At 71.6% G+C, this 14,312-nt stretch carries 12 protein-coding genes; 9 read left to right on the top strand and 3 right to left on the bottom strand.

Annotation, left to right across the window (positions count from 1 at the left end):
• Positions 1 to 39: 39 nt before the first annotated feature.
• The 7 genes from LIU39_RS01765 (at position 40) to LIU39_RS01735 (ending at position 7,888) form a co-directional block, all read left to right on the top strand.
• The gene (locus LIU39_RS01765; RefSeq protein WP_227043776.1) at positions 40 to 2,475 is read left to right on the top strand and encodes an MBL fold metallo-hydrolase; all 2,436 of its coding nucleotides are present in this window, start codon (positions 40 to 42) and stop codon (positions 2,473 to 2,475) included.
• Positions 2,475 to 3,644: a deoxynucleoside kinase gene (locus LIU39_RS01760; protein ID WP_227043772.1), complete on the top strand. Its 1,170-nt coding sequence runs from the start codon at positions 2,475 to 2,477 to the stop codon at positions 3,642 to 3,644. Before LIU39_RS01765 ends, LIU39_RS01760 begins: the two co-directional genes overlap by 1 nt.
• Positions 3,641 to 4,675, top strand: a complete 1,035-nt coding sequence (gene moaA / locus LIU39_RS01755; protein ID WP_227043771.1) for a GTP 3',8-cyclase MoaA — start codon at positions 3,641 to 3,643, stop codon at positions 4,673 to 4,675. Before LIU39_RS01760 ends, moaA begins: the two co-directional genes overlap by 4 nt.
• Before the next feature lie 3 nt (positions 4,676 to 4,678).
• Positions 4,679 to 5,476: a 5'/3'-nucleotidase SurE gene (surE, locus tag LIU39_RS01750; RefSeq protein ID WP_227043769.1), complete on the top strand. Its 798-nt coding sequence runs from the start codon at positions 4,679 to 4,681 to the stop codon at positions 5,474 to 5,476.
• Positions 5,473 to 6,588, top strand: coding sequence for a glycosyltransferase (locus LIU39_RS35165; protein WP_227043767.1), 1,116 nt, complete (start codon positions 5,473 to 5,475; stop codon positions 6,586 to 6,588). The genes surE and LIU39_RS35165 overlap by 4 nt, the downstream gene beginning before the upstream one ends.
• On the top strand, positions 6,569 to 7,357 hold the full coding sequence (locus LIU39_RS01740) for a class I SAM-dependent methyltransferase (RefSeq protein ID WP_227043765.1): 789 nt from the start codon (positions 6,569 to 6,571) through the stop codon (positions 7,355 to 7,357). The genes LIU39_RS35165 and LIU39_RS01740 overlap by 20 nt, the downstream gene beginning before the upstream one ends.
• 339 nt (positions 7,358 to 7,696) lie before the next feature.
• Positions 7,697 to 7,888, top strand: coding sequence for a hypothetical protein (locus LIU39_RS01735; protein WP_227043763.1), 192 nt, complete (start codon positions 7,697 to 7,699; stop codon positions 7,886 to 7,888).
• Positions 7,889 to 8,261: 373 nt separating this feature from the next.
• Here the strand turns inward: LIU39_RS01735 and LIU39_RS01730 are convergent, their stop codons facing one another.
• A complete protein-coding gene (locus tag LIU39_RS01730) occupies positions 8,262 to 9,902 on the bottom strand; it encodes a purple acid phosphatase family protein (RefSeq protein ID WP_227043762.1) in 1,641 nt (546 codons plus the stop codon).
• Between the two features lie 718 nt (positions 9,903 to 10,620).
• Here LIU39_RS01730 and LIU39_RS01725 point away from each other — a divergent pair.
• Both LIU39_RS01725 and LIU39_RS01720 read left to right on the top strand, forming a co-directional pair.
• Positions 10,621 to 11,286, top strand: coding sequence for a response regulator transcription factor (locus LIU39_RS01725; RefSeq protein WP_227043760.1), 666 nt, complete (start codon positions 10,621 to 10,623; stop codon positions 11,284 to 11,286).
• Positions 11,283 to 12,638 (top strand): ATP-binding protein, encoded by a 1,356-nt coding sequence (locus LIU39_RS01720; protein WP_227043758.1) that lies wholly within the window; start codon positions 11,283 to 11,285, stop codon positions 12,636 to 12,638. The genes LIU39_RS01725 and LIU39_RS01720 overlap by 4 nt, the downstream gene beginning before the upstream one ends.
• Here LIU39_RS01720 and LIU39_RS01715 read toward each other — a convergent pair.
• Entirely contained in the window at positions 12,619 to 13,431 is an 813-nt protein-coding gene (locus tag LIU39_RS01715) for a COG4705 family protein (protein WP_227043757.1), read from the bottom strand. The genes LIU39_RS01720 and LIU39_RS01715 overlap by 20 nt on opposite strands.
• Positions 13,432 to 13,452: 21 nt before the next feature.
• Complete coding sequence (locus LIU39_RS34760; protein ID WP_264482277.1) at positions 13,453 to 14,199, bottom strand: dioxygenase; 747 nt, start codon at positions 14,197 to 14,199, stop codon at positions 13,453 to 13,455.
• Between the last annotated feature and the right edge of the window lie 113 nt (positions 14,200 to 14,312).

The raw sequence follows: 14,312 nt of genomic DNA, 5'->3' as shown, positions 1-14,312 counted from the left end.
AGGCGGGCCACCTGTCACGGAAGCGAGGAGGAGAACGGCATGCCTGTCACCATCGAGATCGCGGGGCACGCGACGGTACTGGTACGGGCGCACGACTTCAGCCTGCTGTGCGATCCGCACCTGCAGGAGTGCTACCGCGGCGGGCTTCTCGGGTACGCGCCGGCGCGTCGCGTCGTGCCGCAGGCCCTTCCACGACCGGACGCGGTGTGGATCTCCCACTCCCACCGCGACCATTTCGACATCGCCTCCCTGGCCCTGCTCGACCGGGCGCTGCCGGTGCTGCACCCCGATGATCCGCGCATCCACCACGCACTGCGCCGGCTCGGGTTCACCGATACGACCGTGGTGCATGACTGGATGACGCTCATCCCCCGCCCGGGGCTCGAACTGGTATGGACGCCCTCGACGTTCGCCGGGCCGGAACACGGCCTGGCCATCCGCACATCGGACTCCTTCGTGTGGCACATGGTCGACAGTCTGGTCACGCCCGCATGGGTGGAGCGGCTGCTCGGTTCAGGGCCGCCGCTCGACCTCCTCCTGACGCCATGTCAGCCGATTGAGGAGACCCGGAGCGTGGAGGGGACGCCGCCGGGCGTGGACGCCAACTGGGCGGAGCCGCTGACCGGTCTCTTGGCTCTGGCCCGCCCCACCCACGTGGTCCCGCTGCCCGAGGGGCAGTACGGCCTGGGCGACGCGGCCTGGCTCAACGGGCACAAGTTCCCCGTCCCGCCCGGCCTCGTCGACCAGGCACTGTGTGCGGACGACCCGGAACGCGCGGTCCTGCGGACCGCGCCGGGAGACCGCCTCACGGTGTCGCGCGGAGCGGTACGCCGCGAGGCGGGCGCACTGGCCTGGGCGCAGGCCACGGGCGAACCGTGCGACCGCAGCTACCGCCCCGGTGCCTGGATCGGGCCGCTGGTCGCAGACCGTCGGCCGGCTGCACCCTCCGCGCAGCACCCCGAGGGCGCCTCACCCGTCGAGGCCGGACACCGCTTGGACCAACTGCTCGCCCTGCCGCCCGAGGTCGCGGACGGCTCCTCGCGCATACCCGTGCCGGGCCTTGCCGAGATCGCCGCGAGTGCCGCGGGCCGACTGCGTGACACCCGCTACCGCTTCGTTGCCGTGGGGTCCAACGCCCTTCCCGTAGCGGAAAGGACGGTGCGGCTGGACCCGGAGGGAACTCTCACCGCGGAGCCGCCCGAGAGCGTCCCGGACATCGAAGTAGCCGTCACCACAAGCGACTTGGATGATCTGCTCGTCGGCCGCCTGGGGTATTCCGCCGCACAGTACGGGGGTCGGCTGCGCGAGATACGGCCGGGCCTGGCCACCGACCCCGACCCCGACCCCGAGACCGGGCCGACCGTCCTCACCAGCCGCCACGACGCCCTGCCCGCCGAGGGGGCGGCGGCGCTGTCCGGCATCGGGTTGTTCGCACTGCTGTTGCGGGCCCGGCTCGGCTCGGCACTGGTCGAGCTGGACTGCGAGATCGCCGCCTGTCATGAAGGCCGCCCCGTACGGCCGCACTCCGCCGCGCGCGTCCGCTCCCTGGGCCCGTCCGCCGCATGGCGCCCGCCTCAAGAAGCGGGGTTCCAGTCGGTGTGGGCACGCCTGGGCCGGTGTCTCGCCCGCGGCGAGGACCCGGCAACCGTCTCCGGCACCCGCACCGTGGCGGGCCGGCAGCGCTATGTCGGCGTGCTGGGACGCGCCCCGTGGCCCGCACCCGCGTGCGAGCCGGACGACGGAGTGGGCCTGCTCCTGCTGGCCGGCCTCATCGAAGCGCAACCGCACCTGGGCGGGGGCGTACGGTTCCCGACCGCTTCGTACCGCAGGTTGCTGGAGAACGTCGAGAGCTCTCCCATCCGCCGCTGGCGCGTGGTGGCCGCGCTGCCCGAGGGGCTGAGCGTGCCGGCTTGGCGTGCGGCCTCCCTGTTTCCCATCCCGGCCGACCGGCTCAGCGCCGATCTGGCCCGCCGCGCATGGCGCGGGCAGATCCTGGCACCGCCGCGCCCCTCCGCACCCGAGTCCGGTCGGCCCGCGGAGCGGTGCTGGTGGCTCGGGGTGCCTCCGGCGCCGGCCTCGGCCATGGGCGGCCGGGAGCTGTGGGTGGCGGAGTCGCCCGGATGCCGGGTGCGCGGTCTGGTCGAACCAGGGCTGGGGGCCGACGGCGCACCGTTGTGGACGGCCACCGGCGGCAGGCCCGACTTCCGCGTGTGGACCGGGCTGCCGGACCACGTGCCGGACCCGGAAGCCGCGGTGCGGGATGTGCTGATCCGCGGCGATGTGCGCTTCTCGTGGCTGCTGCCGCCAGGCGAGACCAACGTGCGGGCCGGGCGGGAGGTGGACCCGGTCGCCTTCGCCGAGCGGGTGGCCCTCCTCTCCCTGGCACGCCTGGCTCATGAACGGGCCCCGGCAGCCACCGATGCCGCCGCCCCACCCGAATCCCTGCTGCAGCCCACCGACCCGCGAGGACTGTGATGCTCACCGAGGTACCGCCCCGCCATCGCCCCGACCACCACCGCGCCGCCTGTCTCGTCCTCGACGGCCGGGGCCGGGTCCTGCTCTCCCGGGCGCACTCCGCTTCCGTACGCCCCGGTCTTCCGTGGACCGTCGTCCCCGCGGGGAGCACCGCACGGCAGGCCGCGGCTCGTGTGGCGAACCGTGCCTTGGGCACCCGGGTACCGGCCACCCAACTGCACTACCTGAGCGAACTGCACCTGCCGCCTGGTCCCGACGGCGAAGCAGCCCACGACCTGCGGGTGTTCGCCCACCAACAGCGCGGCTCCGCCCCTCGCGCCCGGACCGGACCGCACCTGCACTGGAGGCCGCTGGAGTCGATCGTCGAGGACGAACTAGATCCGGCTGCCGCCCACTGCCTCCGCAAAGACCTCGACCGGCTTCTGAGCCTGACCGCCGAGGAGATTGCCGAGCCCGCGGCACTGTCCGATATCGAGCGCGAGGCGCGGCGGCTGATCGATCCGGTCCCGGGGATGTGGCGCAAGACCGAACCGGCCGGTGTGGTGGTCATCGGTCCGCCCGCGGTGGGCAAGAGCACCCTGCTCAAACGGCACACCGCCCACGCCCCGCACACCGACCATGTGCGCGACATCGTCCCCGTCAACCGCGGGCCGGGCCGGGACAACTACCTGAGCCGCTACCTGCGCGGTGATGACGCCTCCGCCTTCTTCTGCCAGATGGAGACCCTGCTGCTGCGGGTGCTGCAGAACCTGCGCACGACCGGCAGCGGCGTACTGGACCAGGACGTGCACAGTTCACTGGCCTACGCCAAGGCGCTGCGACTCAGCGGCGCTCTGAGCCGCCGGCAGTACGAGACCTACTACCGCTACCACCACTTGCTCGCCTCCGCGTTGCTGCCGCCGGCCGCGGTGGTGCACCTGACCGCTCGCACCGACGTGCTGATGCGACGGATGCGGCGCCGCAACCGCGTCCTGGAGCGCTCCTTCACCAGTTCCTATGTCTCCCTGGTGGCGCAGTGCTTCGAGGACGTGGCCGAAGAGCTGTCCGCGCGCCTCCCCGTCCACCACATCGACGCCTCAGAGATGACTCCCGATCAGGTATTGGCACGTTTCCGGGAGCTGATTCCCGAACACCCCGTCCCCACCCTCACAAAGGAGCAGCAGCGATGACCGCACGCAAGACGGACTGGCGCAATCCGGGCCCCGCCCCCGCCCAGGGCCCGCTCATCGACACCTTCGGCCGCATCGCAGGCGACCTCCGCATCTCGGTCATCGACAAGTGCAACCTGCGCTGCACCTACTGCATGCCCGCCGAAGGGCTGCCCTGGCTGGAGAAGGACGACATCCTCACCGTCGACGAGATCGACCGACTCGCCCGCCTCTTCCACTCCCTGGGCGTCCGCGAATTCAAGATCACGGGCGGCGAGCCGACCGTACGTCGAGAGCTGCCCGAGATCGTGGAGCGGGTGTGCGCGCTGGACGACGTGGACGTCTCCATCACCACCAACGGACTGCTGCTGGACCGACTTGCCCGTCCCTTGCGCGAGGCCGGGCTGCGCCGCATCACCGTCTCCTGCGACTCCCTGCTCCGTCACCGCTACGCCGAGATGACGCGCAGGGATGCCTTCGAGAAGGTGACCGCGGGGCTGGCGGCCGCCAAGGAGGCGGGCCTCGACCCGGTCAAGATCAACTGCGTGGTCATCCGCGGCACCAACGACGACGAGGCGGTGGACTTCGCGCGCCTCGCCCACGACGGCGGCTACGACGTGCGCTTCATCGAGTACATGCCGTTGGACGCCGAGCGGACCTGGGAGCGGGAGAAGGTGATGCCCGCCGAGGAAACGCTGGCGGCCATCTCCTCCGTCTACGAGCTGACCCCCGTCGCCCAGGACACCCCGCAGCCGGCCACCGCCTTCCGCTTCGCCGACGGCGCCCCCGGCGCACTGGGCTTCATCCCCTCGGTGACCAACCCCTTCTGCGACAGTTGCAACCGGATGCGCATCACCGCCGAAGGCGCCTTCCGTGTCTGCCTGTTCGCCATGGAGGAAACCGACCTGCGCGCCGCACTGCGATCCGGCACGGACGACGCCGGGGTGGAGCGGCTGATCCGCGAGGCACTGTGGCACAAGTGGCCCGGACACAAGATCAACCACCCCGATTTCGTACGCCCCGACCGCAGCATGTCCATGATCGGCGGCTGACGCATGACGGCGTGCGCGAGGGTGCTGGTCACCAACGACGACGGCGTGGCCGCCCCCGGTCTGCTCCGCCTCGCGGCCCACGTACGCGACCTGGGCCATCAGGTGGTCGTGGCGGCGCCGGAAGGGGACGAAAGTGGCTGCGGCACCAGCCGTGCGGTCGCCCCGGACGGGCTGGTGCCCACCCGCAGCACCACGCTGGAGGGACTGGCGGGCGTGCCCGTACACACGGTCTGCGCCCCGCCGGGCCTGATCGTCACGGCCGCCTGCCAAGGGACCTTCGGCCCCGCCCCCGACCTGGTACTCGCCGGCATCAACCCGGGCGCCAACGTGGGCCCGGCCGTGCTGCACTCCGGCACCGTGGGAGCCGCGCTCACCGCCGCCCACCACCAGCGGCCCGCCATCGCCGTCTCCCTCGGCCACGGCGCGCCCTACCACTGGGACACGGCACTGCGGGCCCTCGCGGTCCTCCTGCCGGGCGTTCTCCCCGTCGTGCCGGGGCACCCGCCGCTCCTGCTCAACCTCAACGTGCCGAACGTGCCCCTGTCCCGGTTCGTCGGCGTGCTGCGCACCGGACTCGGCCCGTACGGCGACACCCGTTTCACCATCCAACGCTGCGGCCCCGGCCTGCTGCGCGCCTCCCATCAAGAGCAGCAGGAACGCAGAGGGGGAGAAGCGGCCCTTCTCGCCGCCGGATACGCCACCGTGACCCCGCTGAGACCGCCCACCGAGGACACCGACGCGCCCCTTGACCTCCCTGCTGTCGACCAAGCGCCGGCTGCCCTCGTGGGAGGTCCGCAGTGAAACGCCGCGTGGTCTCCTTCGCTTGGGGACGGGGCCTGGGCCACGTCTCCCGCCTGGTTGCCGTCCACACCGAACTGCGGGCTCTGGGGTGGGATTCCCTGCTGCTGACCGAGCGCCACCAGCGACTCATCGAGGATTACGGATTCCCGCAGACCATCGTCCCCACCGACGCCGACAGCCTGGTCGGCGAGCCCTTGCACGGCACGGGCCCCGCCGTCGACCACGGCTTCGTCCGGACACTGGTCGCCGGCGCGCTGCGGGCGGACGATGTGGTGCTGCACGATGTGACAGTGCAGCGCGAGCTGTATCACCAGGCCACCCGGCTCGATTGCCGGCAATTCCTCATCCACCGCTTCCAGCGCAACCGGCCCGATCCCGCGGCCTGGGTCGCTCGCCACACACCGGCCATCGGCAAGGTCTACCTGCTGGGCGAGGAGGGACGGGCGGAGTCCGCGCACGGGGTGCACCTGGTCGGTGTGCCACACGTCGTGCGCCATCTGCTCGGCCACCGCTCACCCTGGCCGGCCGAAACCCCGGCGATGAAAATCGCAGTGGTGGCCGGCGGGGGCGGCCATGCCGACGCACCCGGCTTTCTCACCGCCGCTCTCCACGGCATCCGGGAGTACGCACACCACCACGCCCCGGACGGCGTCGACGTCCTGGTACTCACCGGTCCGCACTTCGACGGCGCAGTCGGCATCCCGCCCGGCATCCCCGGCCCGGTGCGTGTCACCCCCTATCTGGGCCCCACGTACGACATCTACCGGCACGCGACCGCCGCCATCACCCATGCCGGCTACAACACCGTGCAGGAACTTGCCCGTTCTCGGGTGCCCACCGTGGCCGTCCCCGGCATCCGCGACTTCGACGACCAGCGCGTACACCTGCGGGCCGCGGCCACACGGATCAACGTGGCGGTGACCGACGCCGATGGTCAGGCCATCGCCCGCGCCCTGACCGACGTCGTGCGCAGCCTCCCGCCCACTGTCCGGGGAGCGGGCGGGGCAGCGTCTCCCGAGGCGGACGGCGCCGCTCGGCTTGCCCGCGACCTGACCCGATCCACCCCCAACAGCAGCCATGTTGAGGATCTCCATGCCTTCCACTCCGAGTGAGCTTTTCGCCTCGGCAGCGCCGTACTACGCCCGTTGCCAGCCGCTGTACCCGCAGGAGCTGTACGACTCGCTCACGCAGAGATTTGCGCTGGACGGAACCCAGACAGCCCTCGATCTCGGATGTGGGCCGGGCACCATCGCCCTGCCGCTCTCCCGGCTGGTCGACCGGGTCATCGCCGTGGATCCGGAACCAGGCATGCTCGAACAAGGGCAGCTGATCGCCCAACGCCAGAACTTCGGCAACATCCAGTGGCGGCAAGGGGATTCCTCCCATTTGCGCGCGCTGAACCTGCCTCCGCTGGATCTCTGCATCATGGGTAGAGCGTTTCACTGGATGTCCCGCGAGCAGGTCCTCGCCGACCTTGACCCGCTCGTCAACCACCAGGGCGGCGTGGCCACCACCTCCATGCAACCACCCGACACGGAGTGGGCACGGATCGTTGCCGATGTACGGGACCGGTACCTCATTCCCTCCTGCTGTGGAGACAACGGCACCTACCGGGAGCAGGAAGAGTCACACCGCGAAATCCTCCTCCGCTCTCCTTTCCCATGCGTCACGGCTGAGCGTTGGACGTACCACGTCGACCACACCCTCGACGAACTCGTCGGGCTCCAGTTCTCGCACTCCTCATTCACCCCCGCCCGACTCGGCGACCGAAAGGACGCCTTCGAACAGGACCTGCGCACGGCGTTGGGCGACTTCAACCCGAGCGGCCACTTCGGACAGACCATCTGTGCCGAGGCACTGATCGCCACGCGGAGGCACTGATGCCCCTGTCACATCCGTTGACCGGTCGCCCCCGGCCCGCGGGTCCGATGCCTGGTGGGCGTTGAGCGAGCCGGTGTTCACCGCGTGGCGAGCCGGGCGGACCGGGCCCGGTGTGGCGGCACGGGGCATGACCTCCGGAGACCGTGAACGCGATCCTCTGTGTCCACCGCACCGGCATCCCGTGGGAGTGCTGCCTCGGTCCACGACTCGACCGGCGGGAAGCGACTGCTCGACGAGCCGACTGTCACGCATCCCGGCGTCATCACGCCCCGAGTCGGCCGGACGACGGCAAAGCCGTGACCTCGCAGGCCATCGGCCGTTGCCCCGAACATGAGCAACATGGACTACCGCCTCCTGAGCCTGGTCGACGGCGTGGTGGATGGCGACGACGAACGGCTGCCGCTGCTGACCCGCCGGGAGGCCCGCGCCGCGGTCGAACTCCTGCAACTGCTGGCCGAGGGCAAAGGGTCGGGAGCCCGCGCGGCACGGCACCTCGCGGCAAACATCGCACGCCGGCTGCCGGGGGAGTGACCAGGCCGATCGATGCCGCACGGGGAAGGGAGCCCGCGGTGTCCACAGTCCGGGTGCCGGCCCAACTCCGCTGGCATCGGCCAACGTTCGCAGGTGACATCCCGTGGCGTGGAAGGGGCGGGGCGACCACAGCCGCGCCGTCGGCGGTACGGAAGGACGGTCGGCCACGATGACGGAAGCGTCGACCGACTACATCGGTCATCGACCCGGGAATCGTCCTCAAGTACGCCGTCCCAGGACATCTGCGGCGGCTGAGGCCAGATCGCCGAACGCGCTACTCCGAGCCGCGGCGCGCACCCAGGCCGCACAGCGCCCCGCCTGGAAGCCGGGAGACGGGTTGCCGGCGAAGCCCTGCCGGGCCGAGGCGGTTGTGTCACCGGTGTGCGTCGCCCCGTGGGCGTTCGAGGGTGACGCTGTCCACCGGGGTCAGGTCGCCGTGGGGGCCGTCGAAGGTGTAGTACGTGACCCGCATCCGGGTCCGGCCCTCGCGCGCGTCTCCGGGGTCGACATCGAACGCGGCGAAGCCGTGGGTGTGTTGGCGGTCCTGGAACGCGCGCCAGGGCGTGTCCTCGATGAACCACAAGGGCTTGCGGTGGCGGCCCTCCTGTTCCTTCGTCAGCTCCACCACCACCCGGCCCTTCGCCTCCTGGAACAGGTCGTCCTGCGTGGTGGCGAAGTTCCCGCCGCCTCCGATGGTCAGGTGCACCGTGCCCCGGCCCGTGTCGGCCACATCGGTGCGGGTCTGCGTCGGCACGGGCGTGCGGGCGTCATTGGGCAGGGTGCCGCGTACGGGCAGGGACCGTTCGTAGTAGTGCTCGTGGCCGCCGAGCACCAGGTCGACTCCGTAGGCGTCGAAGAGCGGGCCCCAGGCGCTGCGCACCCCGAGGTCGCTGCCGGAACCGCTCCGGCTGCTGGAGATCATCGGATGGTGCATGCAGATCACGATCCAGTCGATCTCCCGGCTGTGCCGTGCCGCCTTCAACTCGCGCTCCAGCCACCGGCGTTGGGCGCCTCCGGAATAGCCGCGCACGTAGGTGTCGCCGGTGTCCTGGATCGCCACGTCGTCGTTGGCGAGAGAGAGGAAGCGGACCGCGCCCACGGTGAACGCGTACCAGAGCCCGCGGGTCTCCGGATCCGATGACGCGCTCGATGCGGGCAGCGCGTAGTACGCCTGGTAGGCGGCGGCGCCGACGGGACCGTTGCCGGCCTCGTTCTCGGCGTTGCCCACGCAGGGCATCCACGGGCGCAGCCGGGTCGAACGGCTGTTGCTGATGAACCAGTCGGCCCACGTGGCGACGCGGTTCTCGTGGAACACACCGGCGGCCGACGCGTAGCACAGGTCGCCGTTGACCAGATTGAACAGCGGGCCCACGCGCTCGACCGCGGCCACGATGTCGGCGGAGGCGGCGGTGCCCGCCTGGCTGCTCGTGTACAGCGGGAAGCGGCCCGACGGCGAAGGGGTGCCGCTGCCCTCGGGCCAGTGGACGTCGCGGCGCAGGTTGGGGGCGCCCTGGTCGCCGAAGCTGGTGAAGGTGAACGCGGTGCGCCCGCGCGGGGCGGTGGTGAAGGACCCGGTGTCGGGGGCGGCCCCGGCATGGCCGGCCGAGTAGAGGTAGGTCGTGTCCGGACGCAGGCCGGTGAGCCGGGCGTGGTGGACGTACACCTCCTCCTTCGACAGCGCGTCGCGGTAGGTCACGGTCTCCGCGTCGACGGCCGAACCCGCACCGCCGTCGGGCGGGCCGAACCGGACCTGCGGTCTGCGTACGGACTGCGGGCTGAGCCAGGACACGGTCATCTCCGTGGCGGGGTCCGTACCGAACTGGAGATGCACCCCGCTCACCGCCGGTGTGCCGAGCCGGTGCGGCTGCCGTTGGAGCAGGGGCGTGAGTGTGCGCTCATCCGGGCCGGTGCCGTCGGCGGGCTCCGCCGTCGCCGGGGCCGGTGCCGCGGCGCCCGCCACGACGCCGGCGGCCACCGTTGAACCCCGGAGTACGGATCTGCGCGCGAGCGTCATGCATGCCTCCTGCAGGAATGCCTCCTTCGAGGCGCGGAGTCGGGCGCGGGTAACTGTAGGCGCCCCGGCCCGCGGAATCGCGGACTCCGGCCGCACTGGCGGGAGTTGGTGCCCGCAGCAAGATCAGCCGTACCCCACGCCGTGGTACGGACGAGCCGCCGCTGCCGGGCCGTCGGAAAGACCAGGGCGTCCCGACGCCTCGGCTACGCGGAGCCGGCCCGGCGGTCCAAGGGCGGCAGCGGGCAAGCGTGTGCCGAACTGCCGGAGCGTGGTGATCCGCACCAGACTGCCCCCTTGCGGCGCAGGGCGGTCACGTGCACGTCAAGGGACTTGGTGGGCCCGGAACCAGTGCGCGTCCCAGACCCCACGCGTCGGAACTCATCAGATCCTCGCGGCTGACGGCCTGCCCGGGGTGCTCCGCCGGCCGTACGAGCAGGTCGAACTCGCGCGGCCTGAAATGGCACCGGTGGCTGTCGTGCCCGAGCACGCGCATGGTGGCGGCGAGCCGACTGCCGGTCGTCGCGTCGTCCTCGATGACCACGGTGCGTGCCGTGCCCGCACGCTCCCGCGCACGGGCCGGGCAGGCGCGCGCCTCCGTGCCGATCGGTCCAGGTCACCGCCGTAGGGTGCCGTGCCCCGCCTGAACGGAACCTGAACGTCTGCGGGCGCATCCCGTCCTCGCCGGGGGCGGCGGGGCGGGCCGGGTGATACTGGCGGGGTGACTGCCCGCATCTTGATCGTCGAGGACGACCACGGCCTGCGCGATGTCCTCGCGCGCGCCCTGCGCGACGAGGAATTCGACGTCGTCACCGCCGCCGACGGCGCCGCCGCCCTGCGCAGCGTCGATGCGGCGGTGGATGCCGTGGTGCTCGACGTCGGGCTGCCGGACTCCGACGGGCGGGATGTGTGCCAGGCGATGCGGGGCGCGGGGATCACGGCACCGGTGATCTTCCTGACGGCCCGGGGCAATCTCACCGACCGGCTCGCCGGCTTCGCCTCCGGGGGCGACGACTACCTTGCCAAGCCCTTTCACCTGAGTGAGCTGGCGGCCCGTATCCGGGCGGTCCTGCGGCGCGGCGGCGACAGTCCGCTCGTCGCCGGGGCGGGCGCGCTGCTTCTGGACCCGGTGCGGTACGAGCTGACGGTGCACGGCCTGGCGGTGGCGTTGACCCCCACCGAGTTCCGCCTCCTGGCCTGCCTCATGGCGGATCCGGGAGCCGTGGTGCGGCGCAGGGCGTTGGTACGGGTGGGCTGGCCCGAGGGCGCACAGGTCAGCGACAACACCTTGGACCAGTACCTGGCACGGCTGCGGCGGAAGCTGCGCGAAGCCGGTGCCCCGCGCGGCATCGCCACCGTCCGCGGCGTCGGCTACCGCTGCGTATGACGCGCCTCCCCGGCCCCCGCACCCTGCGTGGCCGTCTCGCGCTGCTGGCCCTGGTCACCAGCGCGTTGTGGATCGCCGTGCTCACGACCGCGTTCAATCTGGCCCTGGACAAGCGGCTGCACGAGCAGGCGGACGATGTCCTGCGCACCCGGGCGGAGGCGGTGGCGGCCACGGTGGCGGCCCGGCCCGACGGGCGGCTGGTCGTCCACGAACCCGCCCAGGACCAGGCGTTGGATGCCGGTGTGTGGATCTTCCAAGGCCACCGCGCCGTCGACATGCCACCCGGCGCGCCCGCCCGTCTGCGCAGGCAGGCGGACCGGCTGGCCGGGCACGGCGAGGGGTTCGCCGAGACCGCGGGGCCGCCCGGCCCGACCCGGCTCTACGCCTTCCCGGTCGGTTCGGTCACCGGCCGTCGGCAGGTGGGCACCGTGGTCACGTCCGTGAGCCTCGATCCCTACCGCAGTACGGCGGACGCCGCGCTGGCCGGTTCCCTCGCGCTGGCGGTGCTGCTGCTGGCCACCGTCTATCTGCTGACCCGGCTCGTGGTGCGGCGGGCGCTGCGGCCGGTCGCGGCCATGAGCGCCCAGGCCACCCGGTGGGCGGCGACGGGTGCCCCGGAACGGTTCGGCCCGGCGGACCGGCCGGCCGAGCTGTCCTCGCTCGCCGCCGGCCTCGACGCGCTGCTCGACCGGCTGGCCGCGGTGCTGCGCCACGAACAGCAGCAGGCAGCGGAGCTGTCCCACGAGTTGCGTACTCCGCTCGCCCGGATCACCGCGGAGACCGAATGGCTGTCCGGGCGGCCGCGCGATGCGTGCGCACAGGAGAACTCCCACCGGGCCATCGCTGGTGCCGCCGCCACGATGCAGCAGATCTGCGATTCCCTCCTGTCCGAGGCCCGCACCCGCGGTGCGCAGACGCCGGGACGTTGCCGGTTCCCGGATCTCGCGCACCAGTTGTCGCGGCGTGTCGCCGCCGAGCACCCCGCCGCCCCGCCCGTACGGGTCGAGGGCGATGCGGTGGACGCCGGTGTCTCGGCGGCGGTCGCCGAGCGGATCTTGATGCCGCTGCTGGACAACGCCCGCCGCTACGCCGTGCACGCGATCTCCCTCTCCTGCCTGGCGGAAGCCGGTGCGGTCACGGTGTACGTCGGCGACGACGGGCCGGGTGTGCCCGAGCCCTTCGTCCCGTCGCTCTTCGAGCCCGGCCGCCGTGCCCATCCCGAGGACGGGCACGACGGCGCGGGGCTCGGCCTGGCACTGGCGCGGCGCCTGGCCCGCGCGGCCGGCGGCGATCTCACCTGGGCCGGTACGGGGCAGGGCGCGCGGTTCGCCGTCACTCTTCCCGCGGGGTGACCTCCTTCGCCGGCAGCACGTCCCGCCGCGTACGGGTGAGATGGATCACCAGCCCGAGGATGACCGCGAGGAAGAGGGCGCTGGTGCCGACGGTGCCCAGTGCCAGGCCGCCGTCGGTGTGCGGCTGGGAGAGATAGTCGCCCAGCGAGGCGCCGAGCGGCCGGGTCAGGACGTAGGCGATCCAGAACGCCCAGATGGCGTCGAAGTCCAGGGTGAAGCGCGCGAGGGCCACGGCCGCGATCAGGACGGCGAAGACCACGGCGGAGAACCAGTAGCCGAGGTCCAGGCGCTCGGCGGCCAGGTCGCCCGCGGCGGTGCCCAGGGCGAAGGTGAACAGGATCGCCGACCAGTAGAACGCTTCCCTGCGGCGCGTGGTGATGCTGTGGATCGACAGGGTCCGCTCGCTCAGGTACCAGGCACCGAAGGTCAGGGCGAGGGCCACGGCGAACACCACCGTCGTCGTCTCCAGCGGCACTCCGAGGTTGTCGGTGAGGTTGTCGCTGATCAGCGTGCCGACCACGCTGATCAGGACCACCGAGAGCCAGTACAGGGCCGGTACGTAAGCGCGCGCCCGGAACTGGAAGACCAGCGTGATGACCAGGAGGGCACTCATCAGGTACGAGGTGTTGGTCAGGCCCATGCCGAGGTTGGCGTTGAGCAGGTCCGCCGCGGTCTCGCCGACCGTGGTGCACAAGACCTTGATCACCCAGAAGTAGACGGTGACTTCGGGGACCTTGTTCAGCATCTGCCGGTGCCGCGCCGGCGTATCGGCGCGCTGCGTGTCGCTTGTCATGGCCCAGGACGCTGCCAGGGGCTACCTGAACTCTTCCTGACTGTCGCGGGCTCCGTGGCGTTCATCCCGGGCAGAGGTGATGTCGGCAACTTTGTGCGGGGTGGGGCGTTGGATGTGGTCTGCCGCGACCTGGTCAGGTGGATCTGCCGGGTGAGCGTCTGCCGGACCGGATTGCTCTGGGGGTGCTCCAGCAGGGTTCCGGGCTGCTGCCGGCCCGCGAAGACCGAGGCAGCCGCGGGTGGGTACGGCCTTCCTCCGTCTCAGGGCTGGATGACGACCCGGCCGCGCACTTTCTTCTCCGCCACTGCGCGATAGGCGTCCGGGCCATGATCGAGGTCGAAGGTCTGCGCGAGGGGAAGCGGCCTGAACCGGCCGCGCTCGAAGTGGGGGCTGACCCGCCGGAGGCGCTCGGCAGAGGGATCCGTTCTCCGCCGTCGGCCGGCCTTCCACGTAGAAGGGGCCCAGCAGCGTCGAATCCGTCGCCGACCCACCGCCGGGATGGTGGATCAGATCCACCAGCACACTCAGGCCCAGAAGGTCGGACAGCAGGACGAACTCCTGCCGGGTCGGAGTACAGGTCTTGCCCACACGCTCAAGGAAATCCATCACCTTGCACCACTCCTCACCGGTCAGCCGCACCTCCCGCGTGAAGTCGTGCAGGTGCTGCACCGGGCGGACGAACAGCTCTTTGACGCGCTCATCCTCCGCGCCTTCGAAAGCCTTCCGCACCGCCTCGGTGATCGAGGCCGCCGTCAGATCGATCGCCATCGCATCTCTCCTGCCGTTCAAGGGCCGCCTCGCGCCGGACGTCCTGCGCTGCCCGCGGATCTCGTTCAGACGACCCGACGGGAGAACTGCCGAGATGTGCCCAACAGCGATCG

This window comes from Streptomyces pinistramenti, assembly GCF_020564935.1.
GTDB classification, from domain to species: Bacteria; Actinomycetota; Actinomycetes; order Streptomycetales; family Streptomycetaceae; genus Streptomyces; species Streptomyces pinistramenti.
This window is presented reverse-complemented; position numbering and strand designations above follow the sequence as displayed.